The organism is Aeromonas bivalvium, from assembly GCF_000819765.1.
Lineage (GTDB): Bacteria > Pseudomonadota > Gammaproteobacteria > Enterobacterales > Aeromonadaceae > Aeromonas > Aeromonas bivalvium.
The window spans coordinates 35,506-56,962 of the sequence record NZ_CDBT01000020.1; the positions used below are offsets into that span (position 1 = coordinate 35,506).

General features: G+C 63.3%; 17 protein-coding genes and 1 pseudogene. 13 read left to right on the forward strand and 5 right to left on the reverse strand.

The window, feature by feature from the left end; translation table 11 throughout:
• Positions 1-23: 23 nt before the first annotated feature.
• The 3 genes from BN1119_RS07720 to BN1119_RS07730 all read left to right on the forward strand — a co-directional run bounded on the left by BN1119_RS07720 (position 24) and on the right by BN1119_RS07730 (position 6,679).
• Complete coding sequence (locus BN1119_RS07720) at positions 24-1,769, forward strand: PglL family O-oligosaccharyltransferase (protein ID WP_041996127.1); 1,746 nt, start codon at positions 24-26, stop codon at positions 1,767-1,769.
• A gap of 156 nt (positions 1,770-1,925) precedes the next feature.
• Positions 1,926-2,597: a YceH family protein gene (locus BN1119_RS07725; RefSeq protein ID WP_041996130.1), complete on the forward strand. Its 672-nt coding sequence runs from the start codon at positions 1,926-1,928 to the stop codon at positions 2,595-2,597.
• Between the two features lie 242 nt (positions 2,598-2,839).
• Positions 2,840-6,679, forward strand: coding sequence for a DEAD/DEAH box helicase (locus BN1119_RS07730; protein WP_041996133.1), 3,840 nt, complete (start codon positions 2,840-2,842; stop codon positions 6,677-6,679).
• 223 nt (positions 6,680-6,902) lie between these two features.
• Here BN1119_RS07730 and BN1119_RS07735 read toward each other — a convergent pair whose 3' ends face one another.
• Positions 6,903-7,802 carry a DNA replication terminus site-binding protein gene (locus tag BN1119_RS07735; protein WP_041996135.1) on the reverse strand — a complete coding sequence of 300 codons (900 nt, stop codon included), beginning with the start codon at positions 7,800-7,802 and terminating at the stop codon, positions 6,903-6,905.
• A gap of 551 nt (positions 7,803-8,353) precedes the next feature.
• Here BN1119_RS07735 and BN1119_RS07740 point away from each other — a divergent pair.
• The 6 genes from BN1119_RS07740 (at position 8,354) to BN1119_RS07765 (ending at position 13,837) form a co-directional block, all read left to right on the forward strand.
• A complete protein-coding gene (locus BN1119_RS07740; RefSeq protein WP_041996138.1) occupies positions 8,354-8,563 on the forward strand; it encodes a DUF1127 domain-containing protein in 210 nt (69 codons plus the stop codon).
• 238 nt (positions 8,564-8,801) lie between these two features.
• On the forward strand, positions 8,802-9,824 hold the full coding sequence (gene astE, locus BN1119_RS07745) for a succinylglutamate desuccinylase (RefSeq protein ID WP_041996141.1): 1,023 nt from the start codon (positions 8,802-8,804) through the stop codon (positions 9,822-9,824).
• A 238-nt stretch (positions 9,825-10,062) separates the two neighbouring features.
• On the forward strand, positions 10,063-11,157 hold the full coding sequence (pdhA, locus tag BN1119_RS07750) for a pyruvate dehydrogenase (acetyl-transferring) E1 component subunit alpha (RefSeq protein ID WP_041996144.1): 1,095 nt from the start codon (positions 10,063-10,065) through the stop codon (positions 11,155-11,157).
• A gap of 83 nt (positions 11,158-11,240) precedes the next feature.
• Positions 11,241-12,227 carry an alpha-ketoacid dehydrogenase subunit beta gene (locus tag BN1119_RS07755; RefSeq protein ID WP_041996146.1) on the forward strand — a complete coding sequence of 329 codons (987 nt, stop codon included), beginning with the start codon at positions 11,241-11,243 and terminating at the stop codon, positions 12,225-12,227.
• A 94-nt stretch (positions 12,228-12,321) separates the two neighbouring features.
• Positions 12,322-13,419, forward strand: coding sequence for a dihydrolipoamide acetyltransferase family protein (locus tag BN1119_RS07760; protein ID WP_041996150.1), 1,098 nt, complete (start codon positions 12,322-12,324; stop codon positions 13,417-13,419).
• Between the two features lie 208 nt (positions 13,420-13,627).
• The gene (locus tag BN1119_RS07765) at positions 13,628-13,837 is read left to right on the forward strand and encodes a cold-shock protein (protein WP_005302803.1); all 210 of its coding nucleotides are present in this window, start codon (positions 13,628-13,630) and stop codon (positions 13,835-13,837) included.
• A 551-nt stretch (positions 13,838-14,388) separates the two neighbouring features.
• Here the strand turns inward: BN1119_RS07765 and BN1119_RS07775 are convergent.
• On the reverse strand, positions 14,389-14,640 hold the full coding sequence (locus BN1119_RS07775) for a TIGR02647 family protein (RefSeq protein WP_041996156.1): 252 nt from the start codon (positions 14,638-14,640) through the stop codon (positions 14,389-14,391).
• Between the two features lie 210 nt (positions 14,641-14,850).
• Between BN1119_RS07775 and BN1119_RS07780 the strand changes: the two genes are divergently transcribed.
• Both BN1119_RS07780 and BN1119_RS07785 read left to right on the forward strand, forming a co-directional pair.
• Complete coding sequence (locus BN1119_RS07780; protein ID WP_041996159.1) at positions 14,851-15,405, forward strand: hypothetical protein; 555 nt, start codon at positions 14,851-14,853, stop codon at positions 15,403-15,405.
• 203 nt (positions 15,406-15,608) lie between these two features.
• On the forward strand, positions 15,609-16,001 hold the full coding sequence (locus BN1119_RS07785) for a DUF2750 domain-containing protein (RefSeq protein ID WP_041996162.1): 393 nt from the start codon (positions 15,609-15,611) through the stop codon (positions 15,999-16,001).
• Between the two features lie 88 nt (positions 16,002-16,089).
• On the opposite strand, the gene BN1119_RS07790 is transcribed toward BN1119_RS07785, so the two are convergent.
• Positions 16,090-17,895, reverse strand: coding sequence for an extracellular solute-binding protein (locus BN1119_RS07790; RefSeq protein ID WP_244463707.1), 1,806 nt, complete (start codon positions 17,893-17,895; stop codon positions 16,090-16,092).
• 135 nt (positions 17,896-18,030) lie between these two features.
• A pseudogene (locus BN1119_RS07795) lies at positions 18,031-18,923 on the reverse strand (EamA family transporter).
• A gap of 223 nt (positions 18,924-19,146) precedes the next feature.
• On the opposite strand from BN1119_RS07795, the gene BN1119_RS07800 reads away from it, so the two are divergent.
• Entirely contained in the window at positions 19,147-19,338 is a 192-nt protein-coding gene (locus BN1119_RS07800; RefSeq protein WP_041996164.1) for a hypothetical protein, read from the forward strand.
• Between the two features lie 52 nt (positions 19,339-19,390).
• Here the strand turns inward: BN1119_RS07800 and BN1119_RS07805 are convergent, their stop codons facing one another.
• On the reverse strand, positions 19,391-20,575 hold the full coding sequence (locus tag BN1119_RS07805) for a cyclic di-GMP phosphodiesterase (RefSeq protein ID WP_041996167.1): 1,185 nt from the start codon (positions 20,573-20,575) through the stop codon (positions 19,391-19,393).
• Positions 20,576-20,729: 154 nt separating this feature from the next.
• On the opposite strand from BN1119_RS07805, the gene rsuA reads away from it, so the two are divergent.
• Positions 20,730-21,422, forward strand: coding sequence for a 16S rRNA pseudouridine(516) synthase RsuA (gene rsuA / locus BN1119_RS07810; protein WP_041996170.1), 693 nt, complete (start codon positions 20,730-20,732; stop codon positions 21,420-21,422).
• The last annotated feature ends 35 nt before the right edge of the window (positions 21,423-21,457 follow it).

Below are 21,457 nucleotides of genomic sequence, written 5' to 3' on the forward strand. Positions count from 1 at the left end.
GACAATCTCAGGACGCTGGCCGGATGCTGGAAAAAGGATTCTTTGGGCTCTTCGCGCTCTATCTGCTGCTGGGGATGCACTTTTTCATGCACAACCCCGGGGGGGCCGGGCTCTATCTGCCCTTCAACGCCTGGGGCTGGGTGTTTGCCAGCCTCGCCATCGGCGCCGGGCTCTGGCAAGTGACCCTGAACCAGCGTCTGGTCTGGTCGCCGCTGCTGCTCTGGCTTTGGGTCGGCGGTCTGTTGTTGCTGCTGCCCATGGCCTATCCCGGCTTTGCGCTCAAGGATTACGCCATCCCCAGGTTGCTCGGACTCTTTGCCGGCCTGCTGTTTCTCACCAGCCTCTATCAATGGCCGCCAGCGGGCCAGCGCCGCGAGCATTTGCTCTATCTGGTGCTCGGCGCGGTCGCCATCGAGGCGCTGCTCGGCCTGGTCGAATATTACCTGCTGACCCCGGGCAACTGGCTCGGGTACGACACCCGGGCCAATCGCCCCTACGGCATCTTCCAGCAACCCAATGTGATGGCGAGCTTCATGGCCACCGGCCTGGTGCTGGCGGCCTGGCTTGAGGGGGAGGGGAGGCTTGCCGGGCGCTGGCTGCGGGCACTGCGCCAGGGGCTGCTGCTGGTCTGCCCCTTGTTGTTGGTGGTGCTGCAATCCCGGGTGGGGCAGCTTGGCGCCCTGTTGGGGCTGCTGCTCCTGCTGCCCATGTTGCGGGAGCGCAAGCTGGCGGCCAGGGTGCTGCTGCTGGTCGCCCTCGGCCTCCTGCTCGGGTTGGCATCCCAGTATCTGATTGCGGGGGTGAAGAGAGGGATTGAGGTCTATCAGTCCGGCGGCATGCGCTCCGTCTACTGGCCTTATACCATCAAGCTCATCATGCACTCCCCCTGGACGGGATGGGGCTATGGCAGCTTCGAGTCCGTCTTCCTGCACCAATACATGGCAGACAAGGCATTGGCGCCAGAGATGGTGCAGATTGAATACAACCTGGATCACCCCCATAACGAATTTCTCTACTGGGCGGTGGAAGGAGGCATAGCCCCTATGCTGGGCATGCTGCTGATGGGGGCGGCCCTGCTGTGGCGCCTCGGCCAGAGTCGCTGGCGCCAGGGGCTGGCCCTGCTGGCCCTGGCGCTGCCCATACTGCTGCACAGCCAGACCGAATACCCCTTCTATCACGCCATCGTTCATTGGTGGGTGCTGCTGCTGATCATCTACCAGATAGACAGCGAGATAGAGGCGAAAGCCCCCAGCCCCGGCTGGCATCAGAGTGTCTATCGTCCCTGGCTGCTGCTGCGCTTTCTGGCCATCGGCATCCCCCTGCTGGTGGTGCCCTTCATGCTGACTGCCATCCACACCGCCTGGGTGGTGACCCAGTACGAGCGAGGAGGCTACAAGGAGCCGGCCCTGTTGCTGAAGGTGATCAACCCCATGGCCTGGCTCACCCGGGTCGAGTTCGACGTCAACTCGGTGCGGTTGGCGGTGGGCTTGCAGGGGGGCAACCGGCAGGAGTTGGCGGCCTATCTGGCCTGGGGAGAGGCGTTCGTGCGCCACACCCCCCGCGCCAACATCTACGCCAACATGATAGTGGCCCTCGAGGCCCTGGGGCGGCGCGAGGAGGCCGAGTCCCTGCGTCAGCAGGCCCTGGTACTCTACCCGGCCGATGCCCTGCTGCGGGGCAAGTCGGCTTCGGTGGCCAGAGCGCTGGAGAGGCGGGCCGCCCCTGTGGTTGCTTCACCGGCGCAGCCGTTGGTCAATAAAGCGCCATAAAAGGCCTTTTCTTGTGGGTTTCTTCCAACCCCGTGCTGCTTGTTTCGCCAAGGCCATGGTCTTATCGCAAAATCGGGGTGCCGGGCTGGATCCCGGGAGTGGCCGCGATAAGATAGGGGTCAGATGCTAATATCTTGTTTATAAAGGGAGTCTGCAATGGAGTTGGTATTAGGCCCATTAGAAGCTCGGGTGATTGGTTGCCTCATCGAGAAGGAGATCAGCACGCCGGATCAATACCCCTTGTCCCTCAACGCCCTGGTCAACGCCTGTAACCAGAAGAGCAACAGAGACCCTGTGCTCGAGCTCGGCGAGCTGGAGATCCGCGCCGTGGTGGACGAACTGGTCCGCAAGCGGCTGGTGGTCAACACAGCTGGCTTCAACGCCCGGGTGCCCCGTTATCAGCACCGATTCTGCAACACCGAATTTGGCGACCTCAAGTTCAATGCCCAGGAGCTGGGAGTGGTCTGCGAGCTGCTGCTGCGCGGTCCCCAGACCCCGGGGGAGCTGCGCTCGCGCACCAACCGGCTCTGCCAGTTCGACGATGTGACCCAGGTCGATGCCGTCCTGAACAGGCTCATCGAGCAGGGGCCCTATGTGGTCAAGCTGGCCCGAGAGCCCGGCAAGCGCGAGTCCCGCTTCGCCCATCTGTTCAGTGGCGAGGTGACAGGTGCGGCCCTGGAGCAGGGGCTGGATGCTCGTGCTCAGCCCGAGGGAACGGCCCAGGGCTCCCCCTTGCATGATCGCCTGGCTTCCCTGGAGGAGGAGGTGAGCCTGCTGCGGGATCAGGTGGCGGCCCTGACGGCGCGCCTGGATGCGATGACCGCCTGATCGCCCCCGGGGGAGAGGGCCATCTGCACCCTCTCCCCCGTACCTGGCGGCCGGGCCGCTCCCGTCCTGGTGCCCGCTGTCGTGCCCCTGCTCCTTCCAGACCCGGCGTCGTGCCTTCGGGCCATTCCCCTGCGGCGGGCTCGAGGCGCAAGGCATTTAATTTGCGTTATTTCATGGTTAAGGGTCGAGCCGGCGGCGCTTTCCCGTTAAAATTCCGCTTTTGCTCCTTCGCGTGAGTCTTGATGTCTGCACCAACCTTGTCTCCAGATTGTTATGCCTTGCTCGGCGAGCTGCAGTTGCAGCGCGCCGCCAGTACCCGCTATCTGCAGGAACAGCTGCCGCTGGGTCAGGTATTGATCGACAGGTTGACGGCGCTCCATGACCTTGGCCTCATTCGGCAGCGGGGCGAGCAGCTCTGGAGCCTGAGCGCCGAGGGCTGCCTGGCGCTGATCCTGGGGGTGCGGCAGGGGCTCTGTCCCATGCCGGACTGGTCGCGGGTCTCCTCCCTCACCGGGCAGGATCCGGGCCAGGCCCTGGTGCGCTCCCTCTGCCTGGGTCGGGAGGGGGAGGTGCCCGGCTATGTCAATGGCGCCGATCTGCTGGCCCTGCTCGAGCTGCCCGATGCCCAGGCCCTGCTGGCCGAGGCCAGCCCCCAGTGGCAGCGGCTGCTGCTCGACCACCTGGCCCTGCAGGCCAGCCTCGATGCCTCCCCCGGCCCCTGGCCCCTGGCCGGGGCGGCGCTCGCCCCCGAGCTGGGCACCGCCCATCGCCAGCTGGCCGCCCAGTGGCATTGGCTGTGCGAGGAGCAGGGGTCGGCGGCTCCCTTCACCGATCTGCCCGATGATCCCCATCACTGGCCCGAGCTGATGGCCCTGACCGCTGCCGGCGGTGATGCCCCCCTGGCGCAGAGCCTGATGAGCGCCCTCGGCCTGTGGCAGGGGCGCCATGGCAAGGGGCGTTATCCGGCGAACTTCCTGACCCTGCTCTGGCTCGGCTGGCTGCAACAGGCCGATCCCGAGCTGGCCAATGCCGAGCGCAAGCAGTGGCAGAAGAGCCTGGGGCCGCAACAGGCCCTGTTGCAGGATCTCATCGCCCAGTGGGCGGGGGAGCGCCATGGCCAGGCGGTGGGACTGTTTGACACCCTGCAACTGCCCGCCGAGGAGCTGCACTGGGGCTACCTCTGGCTCGATCTCTGCGCCCTGGCCCGTCACGGCAGCCAGAGCCCTCAGGTGGCCATCCTGCACAAGTGGGATCTGGAGGAACTGCTCGCCAGCGCGCCCCGCCATCGATTGATGGGTTTTTGCCTGGACTTGTTGCGCCAGCTGTTGGGCAAGCAGGCCCGGCTGGGGCCCCTCGATCGCCTGCCACCGGACCCGCAAGAGGGGGACGAGGAGGACGACGAAGGCAAGGGAGCCGCATCGGCGAGCTGGCTCAACTGGCTGCAGGGACTGGGTCGCGCCAGTGGGGTGCGCAAGAACAAGGAGCAGCTGGTGTGGCTGCTCCATGCCGAGGGGCCCGAGCTCGAGTGCAAGATCCAGAAGCAGAGCACCAAGGGGGAGTGGACCGCGGGGCGCAGGGTCGATCCCGCCCTGCTCTCCAGTCAGTATGCGGCCCTGCTCGATGAGGCGGACTGGGCCCTGGTGCGGTTGCTGCCGCGCACCATGAACCGGCTGCCGGACGAGATCTGGCCCGTGCTCGCCACCCATCCCCGCCTGCTCAATGCCAAGGGGCAGAAGCTGCAACTGGCCCTGAGTGCCCCCCTGTTGCAGATAGTGGTCGAGGGGGATGGCATGCGCGGCGTGCTCAGCCCGGCCCAGGCCGGCAAGGGGGCCCACATAGTGCCCCTGGCCCAGGACTTGTGGCAGCTGATGCTGACCCCCCCCGGTCTGCTGCCCCTGCTGCCCGCCCTGTCGGCGATCCCGCCCCTGCCGGGGGAGGGGCTCGCCACCTTGCAGCAGACCCTCAATGGTATCCAGGGCTTGCCCTGGCACAGCGAGGTGCCTGGGCTCGAGGGCAATGTCGAGCTAAAGCCCTGGCCCGGGTTGGCCTCGGTGGAGCTGGACTGGCAGGAGGGGCAGCTCGCGGTTCGCCTGGTTACCCGGCTCGATGATGCACCCGCCCTGGCCCTTGGCAAGGGGGAGGCGGTGGTGCGTCAGGGGGTGAAGGAGTCCCTCTACTGGGCGCGGGATCTGGCCGAGGAGAAGCGGGAAGCCCAGTGGCTGCGCAACCAGTTGCCCATGGACTTGCCCGGCACCGAATGGCTGCTGCAGGGGGAGCAGGCGCTTACCCTGGTCAACGCCCTGCCCGAGCTGGTGGAGCGGCAGGTGCGCATCCATTGGCATCAGGACAGTGCCCGGCTCAAGAGTCTGGACGAGGCGGCCCTGAGCCTGCGCATCGAGCGGCGCCAGGACTGGTTCCAGGTCGAGGGGGCCCTCAGCCTGGATGAACACGAGGTGCTGGATCTGCGCCTCATCCTGCGCCAGCTCGCTCCGGGTCAGCGTACCGTCCAGCTCGACGAGCAGACCAGTCTGGTGCTGAGCGACAAGCTGGTGGAGCGGCTCACCATGCTGGGGGCCATGCTCGACGAGGAGCAGAGGGTCAACACCCGGCTCGCCTACCCCTTGACCCGATTGCTCTCGGTGATCAGCACCCAGGGGGACAGCGCCTGGCAGGCGCTGCAGGCCGAGTGGCAGCAGGAGGTGGATTGCCCCCCCGAGCTGCTTACCCCGCTGCGGGATTATCAGAAGGAGGGGGTGCGCTGGCTGGCGACCCTGGCCCATCACGGCTTTGGCGCCTGCCTCGCCGACGACATGGGCCTGGGCAAGACCCTGCAGGCGCTCATCGTGCTGCGCATGCGCCAGCAGCTGGGCCCGGCCCTGGTGGTGGTGCCCAAGTCAGTGGTCACCAACTGGCAGGAGGAGGTGGCCCGCTTCGCCCCCGAACTGGAGGTGATCACCTTCGAGCCCGGAGTGGATCGGGAGGGGCAGATTGCCAACGCCAGGGCGGGCCAGCTGGTGCTGGTCAACTACGGCATGCTGGGGGGGCTGGCCGCGGCGCTCAAGGGGCGTCACTGGGCAAGTATGGTGCTGGATGAAGCCCAGCAGATCAAGAATGCCGGTACCCAGCGCGCCAAGCTGCTGTTCCAGCTCGACGGAGATTTTCGTCTCGCCCTCTCCGGCACCCCCATAGAGAACCATCTGGGGGAGCTGTGGAGCCTGTTCACCTTTATCAACCCCGGTCTGCTCGGCAGCCTCGGGGAGTTCAAGCGCCGTTTTGGCAAGGCGGTGAAGGATCCCGAGCACATGGCGCTGCTGCGGGCCGTGATCAGCCCCTTCATCCTGCGCCGCCTCAAGCAGCAGGTGCTGACCGAGCTGCCGGACAAGACGGAGATAGTACATCACATCAGCCTCTCCGCCGAGGAGCGCCAGCTCTACGAGGCGACCCGGCGCGAGGTGGTGCAGCAGGTGCAAAGTGCCGACGGCCGCGCCCTGATGCACGTGTTGAGCGGCCTGACCCGGCTGCGCCGGCTCTGCTGCTCTCCCTCCCTCATCATGCCGACCTGGGCCCATAGCAACAGCAAGCTGGACGAGGCCATGGCCCTGCTGGACGAAGCCATCGACGGCGGCCATCGGGTGTTGGTGTTCAGCCAGTTCGTCGATTTGCTGAGCCTGCTGCGGGATCGCATCGCCAAGCGGGGCTGGGATTACTGCTACCTGGACGGCGGTTGCTCCGCCAAGTCCCGCCAGGAGTCTATCCTGCGCTTTCGCAACGAGCCGGTGCCGCTGTTTCTGATCAGCCTGAAGGCGGGGGGAACAGGGCTCAACCTGACCCAGGCCGATACCGTGCTGCACTTGGATCCCTGGTGGAACCCGGCGGTGGAAGATCAGGCCAGCGATCGGGCCCACCGCATGGGGCAGACCCAGCCGGTGACCGTCTATCGCCTGGTGTGCGAGCAGACGGTGGAGGAGAAGATAGTGGCCCTGCACGACGAGAAACGGGCCCTGGCCGATGGCTTGCTGAGCGGCCAGTCCGAGGTGAAGGGGCTGGATGTGGAGAGCCTGCGCGCCCTCTTGATGGGGTGATGGAAGGGGATGCGGCCCTCGCTGTCCTGCGCCCCCGGCGTGGCGGCAGCGGGGGCCGTTTTGCATCTGCTCTCTCTCCTGCCTTGCCGGCGCCAGCGGGTCGCGGCTCTCCAGGTGGGCGGCGATGACAGGCAGCTGATTCCTGACGCCACTGCCCGGCTCTGTTCACGCCTGCGCTTTCAGCAAGGGCGTTGTCCCGCCGCGGTAGCGAATGCTCACCGCCTCAGTCGAGGGGCTCGTATAGATAGAGATGAAGCCGCTCTATGAGGGGACGCTCCCCTATCTTGCGATCCCGCCTCGGCTGGCGCAGCTTGGGGGGATAGTGGCCCAGGGGCTTGATGGCGGGGGAGGCGTCGGCGCACAGCAGCAGGGGGAGGCTCGCCTTGATCTGCTGCTTTCTCGGCTCTCTGTCCCGCCAGAGCAGGTTGATCATGGGGTGGGTCTTGACCGGGCGACGAATGCGCAGCTCGCTGTCGGCGGACAGGCGGCGGATATCGTAGATCTCCTTGTCCACCATCTGCTGCCACTGCTGTGGGTGGGAGAGGGCGGGCACATAGCGGCGACTGCGCTCCAGCATGGCGATCACCTGCTCCCGGCTGAGTCGGCTGATGGTCTGCTTGTCTGCCCAGGTGAAGCCGAGTGAATGGAGATCCCCCGCCAGCAGGGTGAGCTGACGGTAGATCTGCAAGGTGATGACCCCGGGCAGGGCGTTGTGGACCAGCTCGAACTTCTCGTCTCGGCCTCCCGCCTGCTGCACCAGCGCCTTGAAGGCCAGCTTGCTGCGGTTTATCTCCTCGATCAGCGGGACAAGCAGGGGGGCGGCCTCGGCCGGCAGCCGCAGCCAGCCAGGCAGGCGCTGGGTGGATTTGGTCGAACAGCCGGGACGGGCCCCATGATGCTGGTAGGCGGCGAGTGCGGCCGCCCGGGCCGCCTCTCCCTCGAGCAGCCCCACCTCTATCTGGCTGATGGGATCATGCTCTTGTCCTTGCAACACGGGAGGCAGGGGATAGACCTGAGCCTCCAGCAGGGGGAGGCGGGCGATCCGGCTCGCCAGCTCGGCCAGCAGGCTCTCCAGCTCGCTCATCTGCTGGCGCAGGGCGGCTTGGGGGGTAAAGGTGGCCATGATTCGATTCTCGGTAAAGGGGGAAGGGGCACCTTAGATGCGGTGCGCGTCACCGCATAACTGTATAAATAGACAGTGTTCGGTGTCAACCCGAGCCGGGATCGACCCAGAGGCGAGAGGAGGGCAAGGGCCTGTGGCGGGATATGCGGGCCTGGGGTGGCAGGGATAAAATGAGAGTTAAACGGCGCTCGTTTGATGGACCCTGATCATGTAATGAAATGGTACATTTGTTGATATCTGGCAACACCTTACGATCAATTATGCAGCATGTTGACGGTACTGGGGATGCCTCCTCCCTGGCCCGGAACCTGGGGGCTGCATAAGCGCAAAGATAAAGTGCATAGTTAACCCGAGGTCGGGGAGCACAATCTGCTGTTTGCGCCGAAATGGGCGGAGGTGTTTTTATTTTTCTTTTAAATTCAATTTGTTATATAAAAATATCACCCTGGTGTCGCCATTAGTTTTCCTAATGCACTGTATCAAAATTCGTCAATTGAGACAGGGGGAGACAGCTCCTAAGCTTGCGGCAACCAAATGAGAGGAGCCGCACCATGGCCAACATGACCTACACCCAAGCCGCTTACCAGCAGTCCAGCGAGCTGAACCTGGCGACTCGCGCCAAACAGACCTTCCTGACCTGGCTGGAACGCAGCCGCAGCCGTCGCCAGCTCTCCGAGCTGCCCGCCTACCTGCTCAAGGATATCGGCCTGAACGAAGCCGACCGCTATCAGGAAACCAGCAAGCCGTTCTGGCGTGGTTGATTGACCTGGCATGGATGCCTCGTTTCTCTCCTCGCCTCACCGGCCCCCGGCCAACCTCCTGCTCCCCTGAATGCTCCCTCGTTTACCCCCTTGCCCTGCCCCGCACTCTGATGACTGCATGGAGCTCGTTCCCTCTTGCATTGTTATTCTAATGATTGAATTTGTTTAAAAAATTGTTTTTAAGGCAGGCCGCTGCCGTATAATCTGCGCCATCGACAGTGACAAGATGGTGAAACGGATGATCCCTCAACATGACTTCCTGGCGCTGAGTCGCCGCCACGAATGGCAGCTCGATCCCTTCTCTTTTTCCCTGGCCGATGGGGCCCTGGCGCAGGTGTGGGATACCGGAGTGATCTGCATCGAGCCGGCCGAGGGCCTGCGCGCCGATCCCGGCAAGGAGATAGTGCTCTCCTGTGGCATTCACGGTAACGAGACGGCCCCCATCGAGCTTTGCAACCAGCTGCTCGGCAAGCTGCTCGGGGGAGCGCTGAGCGCCCGCCATCGGGTCCTGTTTCTGTTTGGCAACCCGGCGGCCATGAACCTGGGGGTGCGGGAGGTCGAAGAGAACATGAACCGGCTGTTCAGCGGTGCCCACAGCAAGGGGGAGGGGCTGTGCAACCGGGAGCGGATCCGCGCCATGCGTCTCGAACAGTATGTGTCCCGCTTCTACTCCGACTCCGGGGCCGAGCGACTGCATTATGATCTGCATACCGCCATCCGCGGCTCCCGTCACGAGAAGTTCGCCGTCTACCCCTTCCCCCACGAACGCCCCTACAGCCAGGAGCAGATCCGCTTCCTCGGTGCCTGCGGGGTGCGCACCATCTTGCTCTCGAACGGCCCCACTACCACCTTCAGCTATTACAGCGCCCATCAGCATGGCGCCCATGGCTTCACGGTGGAGCTCGGCAAGGTGCGTCCCTTCGGCGAGAATGACATGACCCGCTTCATCGAGGCCAGACAGGCGTTGCAGGAGCTGGTCTGCGAAGAGCGCGTCCGGCTGGAACCCTGGCGGCCGGAGGATTTCAACATCTTCACCATCGATCGGGTGATCAACAAGCGCACTGCGGATTTTCGCTTCCTGTTTGCCAGTGATGTCGACAATTTCACCGAATTTCCGCAAGGTTTCGTGCTGGCGGAAGATGGCGATCTGCGCCATGTGGTGGAGCAGGAGCGGGAGGCCGTGGTCTTCCCCAATGCCAATGTCGCCATCGGCCAGCGTACCGTGCTGCTGGTGGTGCCGACCCGGTTGTGGGATGCCTGACACCCCAGGGGTGACCCCCTTGGCGGGGAGCGGCCTTGCGGCCACATGATGCAAAGAGGAGCCGGGAGAGGCTCCTTTTTTGTTGCCAGTCCATCAGACCAACCGGCTGCTTTTCAACCAAAATACAGAGGATATCGCTGGGGTTATTTGCTTTTGCCACATTGCGCTTTGGTTAACATCCTGTTTACATTTTAAGGGTCACCTCTGGTGGTGACGTAACCACGGCAAGGAGCCAGTTATGACCCATGTCGACATCCCTTTCCTTCGTTACCTCGATGAGGGGGGGCGCCCGGTCGCCACACTACCGACCTGGCTGGACAAGGAGCTGCTGCACACCTTCTACCGCAACATGGTGATGGTGCGCAGCTATGACAAGAAAGCCATCGCGCTGCAACGTACCGGCAAGCTGGGGACCTTCCCCTCCCATCTGGGGGCCGAGGCGGTCGGGATTGGCGTCGGTCTCGCCATGCAGGCCCAGGACGTCTATGTGCCTTACTACCGCGACATGCCGACCCTGTTCGTGCGCGGCGTGCCCATGGAAAAAAATCTCCAGTATTGGGGCGGCGATGAGCGGGGTAGCGTCTTCAACAAGCCAGACGGCACCCCCTCCGAAGATCTGCCCATCTGTGTGCCCATCGCCACGCAAGTGACCCATGCCTGTGGGGTGGCGGCCGCCTTCAAGCTGCGTCAGCAAGCCAGAGTGGCCGTGGTCACCATCGGCGATGGCGGCACCTCCAAGGGGGACTTCCTCGAGGGGCTCAACTGCGCCGGCGTCTGGCATCTGCCCATGGTGATGGTGATCAACAACAACCAGTGGGCCATCTCGGTGCCGCGCAAGCTGCAATCGAGTGCCCCCACCTTGGCCCAGAAAGGCATTGGTGCCGGGGTGCCCAGCATCCAGGTCGATGGCAACGACGTGCTCGCCGTCTACGATGCCACCCTGACGGCGGTGGAGCGGGCCCGCGCCGGCAAGGGGCCCACCCTGATCGAGGCCATCAGCTACCGGCTCGGTGACCACACCACGGCGGACGATGCGACCCGTTATCGCGACGCCGCCGAAGTCGAAGCGGCCTGGGCGAAGGAGCCGGTCAAGCGGCTGCGCCAGTTCATGGTCGAGCGCGGCTGGTGGGACGAGTCCCGGGAACAGACCCTGCTGAGCGAAGCCGCCAGCCAGGTGGAGCAGGCGGTGGCTGCCTATGAGGCCATGACGGCCCAGCCGCCGGAATCGCTCATCGATTACCAGTTTGCCGAGCTGCCCCGGGATTATCTCGGTCAGCGCCAGCGTATCATCGACAAGGCCATGGCCGGGCAGGGAGGGCGATCCTATGAATAAGTCGAGGACACAGGAAGGTATCCCTCTGTTCGTGCCGGGCGTGGACCTGTCGTCTTGCATCGAATCTGGCGAGGAGGCATGCCATGAGTGACATGACCCTGCTCGAGGCAGTCAACCTGGCCCTGCATCACGAGATGGAGCAGGACCCGGACGTGGTGGTACTGGGGGAAGATGTGGGGGTCAACGGCGGCGTGTTTCGTGCCACCGTCGGTCTGCGTGACAAATTTGGCTTCAAGCGGGTGATAGACACGCCCCTGGCGGAAGGATTGATCGCCGGGGTGGCGGTCGGCATGGCGACCCAGGGGCTCAAGCCGGTGGCCGAGTTCCAGTTTCAGGGATTCGTCTTCCCCGGCATGGAGCAGATCGTCTGTCAGGCGGCGCGCATGCGCAATCGCACCCGGGGGCGCCTGAGCTGCCCCATCGTCTATCGCTCCCCCTATGGGGCCGGCATCCACTCACCCGAACACCACAGCGAGAGCGTCGAGGCGCTGTTTGCCCATATCCCGGGGTTGAGGGTGGTGATCCCATCAAGCCCCAAACGGACCTATGGTCTGCTGCTCTCAGCCATCCGCTGCCCGGATCCCGTGATGTTCTTCGAGCCGGATCGCATCTATCGCGCCATGAAATCGGACGTGGTGGACGACGGTGTGGGCCTGCCGCTGGACGTCTGCTTTACCCTGCGTTCCGGTCATGACCTGACGGTGGTGGCCTGGGGCGCCTGTCTCCTGGAGGTGATGAAGGCGAGCCAGATCCTCAGTGAAGAGGGCATCCAGTGCGAGGTGCTGGATCTGGCCACCATCAAGCCCCTGGACATGGCGAGCATCCTTGCCTCGGTACGCAAGACGGGTCGCTTGCTGGTGGTCCATGAGGCGTGCGGCAGCTTCGGGGTGGGCGCCGAAATAGTGGCCAGGGTCACGGAGGAGGCGCTCCCCAGTCTCAAGGCGCCCCCCAGGCGTCTGACCGGTGTCGATGCCGCCGTGCCTTATTACCGCAATGAGGAGCACTACCTCATCACGGAACAGGATATAGCCCAGGCGGCTCACCAGCTGATGGAGAACAAATGGCGATGACACGTTTCACAATGTGGCGATCTGGCCGCCCATCAACAAAGCGCCATGAGAGTGTTCAGCATGTGGTGATGTCCCAGCGGATGGAGAAAGGGTCATGAAATATTTCAAATTGCCGGATCTTGGCGAAGGGCTGGCCGAGGCGGAGATAGTGGAGTGGAAGGTGACCGCCGGGGATGAGGTCAAGGTGGATCAGGTGCTGCTCTCGGTCGAAACCGCCAAGGCGCTGGTGGATGTGCCTTCCCCGGTCAATGGCGTCATTGCCCGGCTCTGTGGCCAGGAGGGAGATATATTGCACATCGGCGCCCCCCTGGTGGAGTTTGAGGGAGGCGAAGACGACGGCACCGTGGTCGGCAAGGTGAGCAGTACTCAGCAACACATAGAGGATCACTTCGTGGCCGGGGTGCTGGCGTCCGGCGGGCAACTGGTACAGGCGATGCCTGCGGTACGCCTGCTGGCTCAGCAGCTGGGGGTGGAGATCAACGGCCTCAAGGGCAGCGGTGCCGGTGGTCTGGTGCTGGAGCAGGACGTGCAGCTGGCGTTCGAGGCCCAGCAAGGCAGCGGCAACGAATTTCTCAAGGGGGCACGCCGGGCCATGGCCAAGGCAATGGAACATTCCCACCGTACCGTGGTGCCGGTCAGCATCACGGACGAGGTCGACCTGCGCGCCTGGCGAGCCGATGAAGATGTGACCGTGCGCCTCATCAAGGCCATCGGAGTCGCCTGCCGCGCCGAGCCTTCGATGAATGCCTGGTTTGATGGGGAGACCCTGTCGCGGCGCCTGTTTGATGAGGTCAATGTGGCGATCGCTGTGGATTCACGCCATGGACTCTATGTCCCCGTGATGGAGAATGTGGCCGAACGCGAACCCGCCGACATTCGCCAGGGGCTGGATCGCATGATAGCGGACGTCAAGGCGCGGGCCGTACCGAGGGAGATGCTGCAGGGGGCCACCATCACCCTCACCAACTTCGGTGCCATTGCCGGTCGCTATGCCAGCCCGATCGTGACCCCGCCCCAGGTGGCCATCGTAGGGGCCGGCACCCTGTTCGAAAAGGTGGTGTTCGTGCAGGGAGAGGCGCGACCAATCAGGGCGTTGCCATTGTCGATGACGTTTGATCACAGGGCTTGTACCGGCGGCGAGGCGGCACGCTTCCTCAAGGCGCTGGTGCAGGCGCTGGAAGCGGCGAGTTGATAGTCGCTGTGCTCCGCGTTGGCGGGGCACAAATATGTTTGCGTAATGAGCAAAGCCACGTATAATCAATCGAGCTTGAAAAAGGCGATGTTTATGTCAATGAATACGATGTCCTGCATCTTTTCCTGTTGTTCATAAGTCACTCCCTCTTTCGAAGCTTTGTCCGCCTTTCAAGGCACGAGTAATTTTTGAATACAGGTTTATAGATATGTCTAACATGATCACCGGTACCGTTAAATTCTTCAACGAAACCAAAGGCTTCGGCTTCATCCAGCAAGAAAACGGCCCGGATGTGTTCGTACACTTCAGCGCCATTCAAGGTAACGGCTTCCGTACCCTGGCTGAAGGTCAGCGCGTACAGTTCTCCGTGACCCAAGGTCAGAAAGGCCCGCAGGCTGAGAACGTAACCGCTCTGTAATTGTTACAGAATTTAAGAAAGCCGTGGTGCCTCAGGTACCACGGCTTTTTGTTTTTCTGGCATCCAGGCGACCGTCATGGTGTGGCATGCGCCACGCTGGCGGGCGATGCAAGCAGCCGTTTCCAGGCTCTTCATAGTGCCATGGAGAACAAGGTATGTTCCGCCTGCTCTGGCGCGTCTCGTCCCATGTCAGGGGGGAGAGGAGAGTGATCGTTTGCGCAAGCCTATGAAGAGAGGGGCCTGGTTGGCCGCAAGTCTGGTGCTCGCGACGGCACAGGGGTCACCTTCCTCACTCATGGCTCCCGAGTCGAGCGCCGCCAGCCCTGATGTGGTTGGCGCCGAGCAGGCCAGGATGACCTGTCTGCGCTTCGTGCATGTTCGTCTGGGGGTTGAGACAACCCCCATCAGTATCGAGACTCGCCCCGTGCCCGCTCAGGCCGGGCAATGGTGGGTGGGCGGCAATGTAAAAGGACCCGAGGGTCCTTTGCTGTTTGCGTGTCATCTGCGCCAGGGGGCGCGCTGGGAGCTGCTCGACTTCGCACTCTGGGCGGCTAGGCCTCCGGTTTGAGGGCGACCAGCAGGTGCTGCAGGTGTTCCACCATCGTCATGCCAAAGGGGGTCAGGTAACCACCATCGATGGCACTGATCAGGCCTTGGCTGTGCAGGCGTTGTGCTGCCTGACACAGGGCATCGCTCATATCACTGCGTAATTTGATCCCCACGCTCATATTCGCCGGATCAAAGCAGGCCAGTATTTTCAGCTCGTGAACAAACTCTTCGGAAATCTGGTCGATCCCAATCATGGACAGGCTCCTTACGCTAATGATGTATGCAAATTAGCACTCCCCTAGGGAGTTTAGTGGGCGCTGGGTCAAACTATTGGCCATTACGGCAAGCGGGCAAGTTGAATGGTGTTTTTTCAAACAGTTGGCACAGATGAGCATTGTGCCACGCCGTGATAGGATAGGGCCTCACCGGCCCGGCCCCATCATCTTTTTTCCAAGGTTGCCATCATGACCCGCATCACCCTGATCTCCTTGCTGCATCAGCTCGCCCCCCGCTTCCCCATCTATCCGGTGGCGCAACTCGTGCCGCTGATCCGGGACCATGAGGGGGAGGTATGGTTGCCGCCTCTGGCCAGCGCGGATGTGGCAGCCCTGAAGGCCGTCACTCCCCCCCGGATGCTGCGCGAGCTCGCCTCCTTGGCCCCCGGCTGGTGCGAGTTTGCCACTGGCGGCGGTGAGACGCCCGAGCTGGACGCCCTGGCCAGCTATGACGAAGAGATGCAGGAGAACCTGCATCTCTACTGGCGCCACCCCGCCAAAATAAACCACCCGATCACCGATAACCTGTTCGAGCTGCGGCGGGAGGTGGTGGATGAGGCGCACGGCACCCAGCTGGCGGCGGCCTGGGAGCAGCAGCAAGCGCTGAGGCTGAGCCAGTTGATGGCGGCGGCCAGGGGGCAGGATCTGCTCTGTTTCGTCGAGGTCGAATCGGCTTACTGGTTGCGCCAGCGTCTGAGCGAGCAGGAGGGGGTGGAGCTGTTGACCCCGACGCTGCCTGAGTAAACACACAACCAGGCTCAGGGTGATGGGCAAGGTGTGTGGGGGGGCAGAGGCGCAAGGCGGCGGGATCCGCCCCTGTCACTGGACAAGGCCGTGGCAAGATGTGAACATGGCGCCCTTTATTGCGCGAGCGGCGCCGATCAGGGTCTTTTCTGCCCTCGATTGGCTCACTGCCACGCCCACAAGTACCCACAAGAGGCTTGATCATGAGCTATGAACTGACCGATACCGAGCGCAATGCCGCGCTGCAACTGAACGCCGACTACCGCTTTGATCACTTCATCAGCAAGCTGGTCGAGCACGAAGAGCTGTTTGTCCTGACCGATGAGCACGGCGTCATGATGCTGACCACGGAAGATGAAGACTGCATCCCTGTCTGGCCGCACCCCGAGTACGCCAAGGCGTGGGCCGAAGGGGAGTGGGCCGACTGCAAGCCCCAGTCCATCACCCTCAAGGTGTGGCTGGAGCGCTGGGTCGACGGCATGGAGCAAGATGAACTGTGCGTGGCTGTGTTCCCGACCCCGGATCAGGAAGGCATAGTGCTCGAGCCCGCCGACGTGGCCGACGCCATCGCCCAGAAGCAGGCCAAGCGCGGCTGATCGCCCCGCTTCAGGCTGCAACTAAAGACCCCGCCAGCAGGCGGGGTCTTTTGTTTTGCCGGGTGTGCACAGCTCCCGCGGGAGCGCCTCATTTCTGCTGATAGGTGGTGTCGGTCAGCGTGACTGCCGGGAAGGACTGGCCTGCCTTGATGGCGGCTTTGGTCTGTGCTTTTGCCTCTTCGTCAATCCAGAGCAGGCCGCCATAGCTGTAGCCGCTGTTGCCCCCGTCCAGAGGCCAGTAGAGCAGGTCGCTCTTGGGGGTGGCGGGCACCTTGGGCAGCTTGATCCAGCGCCAGGCCCCTTCCCGGGTGTAGGGTACCTGATAGGCGGGCACGAAGCTGGCCAGTTCATAGAGGCGCTGCTGGATCTGCCGTGACAGCGCCGCCTTCTTGGCAAAATCGAACTCCTTGTCGTATTGCTCCACCAGGGTCGTGATGGCGTCATCATCTATGTTCATGATGTTGTTGGTCTGGGGCTTGTTGGCATTGACCTTGTGGAAGAACTCCCAGTAGGCGGGGTAGCGGCCGCCGCTCCAGGCCATCCAGGCACTCTGGTGTTTCTTCTCCAGCATGGATTTGAAACCGGCGGAGGCATCCATCAGATTCAGTTCCAGATTGAGTCCCGCCTTCTTCGCCTCCTCCCGCAGCAGGGTGAGGCGCTGGGCATGCTCCGCCGTGGTGTAGGTGATGCTGAGGGAGAGGGGTTGGCCCTTGTCGTTTTGCAATATGCCGTTGGGCCCGGCCTGGGTGAAACCGGCCTTGGCGAAGTAGTCCCGCGCCAGCTTGGGATCGAACGGGCGCGCCCTGATCTCGGTATTGGTAAAGTCATCCTGGCCTGAGCCATAGCTGTGAAGGCGCTGATAATCCCCTCGCAGCAGGGTGGCGAGCATCTTGTCGAGATTGAGGGCGTGCTGGATGCCGAGCCGCACATTGCGATCCTTTAGCAGGGGATCGGCGGTGTTGAGGTAGAGTCCCATGGGGGACTGAGGTGTCTGGTTGTAGAACCAGCGTCGCTCGATATAGCCCTTTTCAAATTCCGCCGTTCTGGTCTTGTCGTGCCACCAGTTTGGCATGACCAGACCGAAGGTATCCAGCTCGCCGCGCAGGAAGTGCTGCCAGGCGATGTTCTGATCCCTGAGCACCTTGACGTCGATCCGATCCGGATTGAAGCGGTGCTGGAAGTAGCGCTCCCCGTCCCCCCACCAATCCTTGACTCGTCTGAAGGTGATGGATTTGCCCTTCTTCACCTCGCCGATCTGATAGGGGCCGCTGACCGGCAGCACCTTCCAGTTGTACTCCTTGACCCAGTTGGTCGTCAGCTTGATGGCATGGCTGGGGACGGGCGTAAAGGGCAGGGATTCCAGCAGATCCTGGCGGCTCTTCTCGCTGCCGCTGGTGATGGCGAGGGTGCGCTCATCGAACTTGGTGACCTCGGTTATCTGGGTGCTGTAGTAGTTGTTGTACCAGGGGTCGTTTATCTCCTTGCTGCGCAGCATCTTGAGGGTGAACAGGAAATCATCGACGGTCACCGGCTTGCCGTCCGACCAGCGGGCCTTGGGGTTGAGGCGAAAATAGAGGGTCTTGTGATCGCTGCCGAAGCCCCACTGGTTTGCCAGCATCGGCATGGGGTTGCCGGTGATGGGGTGGGTGCTGAGCAGCGGCAGGTTGGTCTCCCTGACATAGCCGGCGAAGCCGCCGTTGGAGTCGGGCCCGTAGAGTCGCAGGGTCAGGGGGAAACTGGTCATGAAGGTGTGAAAGGTCCCGCCCCGCCTGGCCGCGGGATCGGCATAGACGGGATCGGTATCGTTGCTCTCCCAGGCGAGATCCGCCGGCAGGGTGGCGCTCCAGCCTACGGCGCTCCAGCAGAGGGGGAGCACCATGACCGCGATCCGCATGGCTCGCGGTAATGAGGAAATGACCGAGGGTGAATTGTGCAGCATGTCCTTGCTCTCCTGATGATGGGCGTCCTGCCGGGTCAACATGTGGGGCCGAGTGGGCTCGCCCCATGATGGGAAGTTTCCCTACCGAGGTCAATGCTCGGCTTGTGCCTTGAACAACCTCACTTTTCCGCCCAGCAGATGGACCACGAAGCCGAGCAGCACCAGGGCCGACCCCAGCCACTGCAAGGTCGTGGGATGCTCGTCGAGCAGCAGGGCGGCGGCCACCATGCCGACGCAGGGCACCAGCAGGGAGAGCGGCGCCACCTGTGCCACCGGGTAGCGCATCAGCAGCCGTCCCCACAGGCCATAACCGAGCCAGGTAGCGACCAGAGACAGATAGAGCACGCAGAGCAGCCCCTGCCAGCTGATGTGGAGCAGGCTGCTGGCAATGACATCCGGCCCCTCGAACAGCCAGGAGAGGGCGAAGAAGGGCAGGATGGGCACCAGGCCGCCCCAGGCGATCAGGCTGGGTAATGAGGTTTGATAGCGCAGGCCAATCTGGCGGTTGATGACGTTGCCAAGGCCCCAGCAGGCGGCGGCACACAGGGTCAGCACGAAACCGAGCAGGGTCAGGTTGCCCTCGCCATGGGTGGCGATGAGATAAAGACCTGCTCCCGCCAGGGGCAGGGCCACCCAGTGATGAGGCTGCCAGCGCTCCCCCAGCCAGATCATGGCGAACAGCAGGGTGAACACCACCTGGGATTGCAGCACCAGGGAGGCCATGCCGGCCGGCATGCCGAACTTCATGGCGCAAAACAGAAAGGCAAATTGCCCCAGGCTGATGGCGCCGCCATAGGCCAGCAGCCAGCGCCAGGGCATAGCGGGTCTGGGTACCAGCAAGATGGCGGGGAAGACCACGCCGACGAAGCGCAGCGCCCCCAGCAACAGCGGCGGTATTCCCTCCAGCCCCCACTTGATGGCCACGAAGTTGAGCCCCAGCAGAGAATGACCAGGGCGGCCAGACACTTGTCCTTGGTTTGCATTGGGTTTCCTTGTGCGAGATGGGGGCCTGGGTTGTCCGGGCGAGGGGATCAGGCCCCGAGCATAACCCCCATCGGGGGGGCGGCGTCAATCGGGAGCGGTTGCTGGATGGGGCGCTCGCCCCCGGCAAAGGGCCTCGAGGCCAGGGCGCTGATCAGGAGGCTGCGGGCTAAACTATTCGTAACGGCCCGAGTCGGTGGGCCATGCAGCGAGTGGAGGCTCCCGATGAGCGATCATGCCCTGTTACCCCATGGTGAGGATCTGCGCCGGGCGGTGCGCTGGCTGGCACAGGGGCACGCCAATGACCCTCATGCCATCGAGGAGGCCTGTCTGCGCTTTGATCTCTCCCCCCTCGATGGAGAATTCCTGATGCGCCACTGGAGCAGGCCAGACAGGCATCCCGATGAGCCGATATGAAGGACCCAGGCGGGGCGTATGAGTGCCTTCGCTTGCAGACGATGGCACAGGATCACACGAAGTTCGCGAGATTGATGCCGTAGTCCTTGGGATCCACCGTACTCTCTATGCGCTCCTGGGTACCTGGCTTGGCCAGATCCAGCCACTGGACATCGAGATAGTGGCGCCGGCTGGCGTGATAGATCACCTTGACCAGCGGCTTGAGCGGCTGCTGTTCGTTGCGCTGCATCACTATGGCCAGCCGCTGGTTGGAGAGTTGCACCAGAGTCCCCACCGGATAGACCCCCATGCACTTGATAAAGCGCGTCACCAGCTCCTCGTCGAAGTGGCTGGCGGCGCCCTTGAGCAGGATGCGAAACGCCTGGGTCGGCGGCATTCCCTGCTTGTAGACCCTGTCTGCCGTCACCGCGTCGTAGACATCGACGATGGCGCTCATGCGGGTGTAGAGGGAGAGCTGCTCCCCCTTGAGTCGACGGGGGTAGCCTGAGCCGTCGAGCCGCTCGTGGTGGTTGGTGGCCACTTCCAGCATGGTGGGGGTGATGCCGCTGGTGGCGATGAGGATGTCATGGCTGTGCACCACATGCTCGCGCATGATGGCGAACTCCTCATCGGTCAACTTGCCCGGCTTGTTGAGCACCTCATTGGGGGTCATGATCTTGCCCACATCATGGAGCAGGCCCCCCAGGGTCAGCTCCTTGAGCACGCTGCGCGCCAGGCCGAGGTAGCGGCCGAAGTTGGCCAGCAGTATGGCCACGTTCATGGAGTGCTCCATCAGGTAGGCATCCTTGGCGCGGATCCGGGCCAGGCAGAGCATGGCGTCCCCATGGGTGAACATGGTGTCCACCATCTCCTCGGCCACCGCCGCCAGGGGGGTGATGTCGATGGGTTCCCCCGCCTTGAGATGGCGAATGAACTTGCCTTGCAGCTCGCGGGCCTCCTGATACAGGCGGCGGATCTTGGGGGGGCGTCCCTCGCCCTTGACTCGCCCCGATGTGCCGGGGGCCTGCCCCTGTCTGGCGGGGGCCTCGGGCTCGGGTTGGTTCCGCTGGCTGCGCTCGGGATCGATGCGTACCGTCAGCACGCCACGGGCCTTCAGGCTGGCTATCTGCTGCCGGGTGTGGACCAAGCCGCTCTGGGCTATCTCCAGGCCGGCACGCTGGCTGACGATGGCGACCACAAACATGCCGGGTGCGAGTTCGTCGACGGCGATGACGGGATGGGCGGAGGATGAAGGCATAGGGTCACCGGCTTGCGTGATACTCGAAGCGAGATGGGCGCGAGTCTATCACCCGGTTCGTGCGCCATCACATACCCATGGGGCGTTATTGCTGGAGTTGTCACGCTTGGCCGATATAATGTCGCCTTTTTCCCGATGGCAATTGAGGTAGTGAATGCGGCTCGACAAGTTTCTGTGCGATTGTTCCGATTTGACCCGCTCTTTGGCAGGCAAGCTGATCCGGCAGGGCGAGGTGGTGGTGGACGGCATCGTGGTCAAGCAGCCCGCCTTTCACATCAACGAGCAGAGCCAGGTGGAATTTGACGGCGTCCTGCTGACCCTGAGCCAGGGCAACCGCTACTTCATGCTGCACAAGCCGGAGGGCTACGTCTGCTCCAACGAGGATCCGGATCACGCCACCGTGTTCCAGCTGCTCGACGAGCCGGCCATGGGCAAACTTCATGTGGTGGGCCGTCTCGACCTCGACACCACGGGCCTGGTGCTGGTGACCGACGATGGTCAGTGGTCCCATCGCATCACCTCGCCCCGTCACGAGTGCGCCAAGACCTATCGGGTCTGGCTGGCCGATCCCGTGCATTCGGACGCCATCTCCCTGTTTGCCGACGGCGTCTTCCTGCGCAACGAAACCGACAAGACCCGCCCCGCACAGCTCGAGCTGCTGGGGGAGTGCGAGGCGCGCCTCACCATTCACGAGGGCAAGTACCATCAGGTCAAGCGGATGTTTGCCTCCATCGGCAACAAGGTGGTGGGGCTGCATCGCGAGCAGATCGGCGCCCTGGCGCTGGACGAGACGCTGGCGCCCGGCGAATACCGTGAGCTGACCGCCGAGGAGATAGCCCTGTTCTGACGGGGTCAGGGGGGGGCGGATGCAACACGGCGGGG

Bases quoted from the DNA above. Each gene is read 5' to 3' on its own strand.
- BN1119_RS07720 (WP_041996127.1), top strand. From the start codon at position 24: ATGCTGGAAAAAGGATTCTTTGGGCTCTTCGCGCTCTATCTGCTGCTG.
- BN1119_RS07725 (WP_041996130.1), top strand. From the start codon at position 1,926: ATGGAGTTGGTATTAGGCCCATTAGAAGCTCGGGTGATTGGTTGCCTC.
- BN1119_RS07730 (WP_041996133.1), top strand. From the start codon at position 2,840: ATGTCTGCACCAACCTTGTCTCCAGATTGTTATGCCTTGCTCGGCGAG.
- BN1119_RS07735 (WP_041996135.1), bottom strand. From the start codon at position 7,802: ATGGCCACCTTTACCCCCCAAGCCGCCCTGCGCCAGCAGATGAGCGAG.
- BN1119_RS07740 (WP_041996138.1), top strand. From the start codon at position 8,354: ATGGCCAACATGACCTACACCCAAGCCGCTTACCAGCAGTCCAGCGAG.
- astE (WP_041996141.1), top strand. From the start codon at position 8,802: ATGATCCCTCAACATGACTTCCTGGCGCTGAGTCGCCGCCACGAATGG.
- pdhA (WP_041996144.1), top strand. From the start codon at position 10,063: ATGACCCATGTCGACATCCCTTTCCTTCGTTACCTCGATGAGGGGGGG.
- BN1119_RS07755 (WP_041996146.1), top strand. From the start codon at position 11,241: ATGAGTGACATGACCCTGCTCGAGGCAGTCAACCTGGCCCTGCATCAC.
- BN1119_RS07760 (WP_041996150.1), top strand. From the start codon at position 12,322: ATGAAATATTTCAAATTGCCGGATCTTGGCGAAGGGCTGGCCGAGGCG.
- BN1119_RS07765 (WP_005302803.1), top strand. From the start codon at position 13,628: ATGTCTAACATGATCACCGGTACCGTTAAATTCTTCAACGAAACCAAA.
- BN1119_RS07775 (WP_041996156.1), bottom strand. From the start codon at position 14,640: ATGATTGGGATCGACCAGATTTCCGAAGAGTTTGTTCACGAGCTGAAA.
- BN1119_RS07780 (WP_041996159.1), top strand. From the start codon at position 14,851: ATGACCCGCATCACCCTGATCTCCTTGCTGCATCAGCTCGCCCCCCGC.
- BN1119_RS07785 (WP_041996162.1), top strand. From the start codon at position 15,609: ATGAGCTATGAACTGACCGATACCGAGCGCAATGCCGCGCTGCAACTG.
- BN1119_RS07790 (WP_244463707.1), bottom strand. From the start codon at position 17,895: ATGCGGATCGCGGTCATGGTGCTCCCCCTCTGCTGGAGCGCCGTAGGC.
- BN1119_RS07800 (WP_041996164.1), top strand. From the start codon at position 19,147: ATGAGCGATCATGCCCTGTTACCCCATGGTGAGGATCTGCGCCGGGCG.
- BN1119_RS07805 (WP_041996167.1), bottom strand. From the start codon at position 20,575: ATGCCTTCATCCTCCGCCCATCCCGTCATCGCCGTCGACGAACTCGCA.
- rsuA (WP_041996170.1), top strand. From the start codon at position 20,730: ATGCGGCTCGACAAGTTTCTGTGCGATTGTTCCGATTTGACCCGCTCT.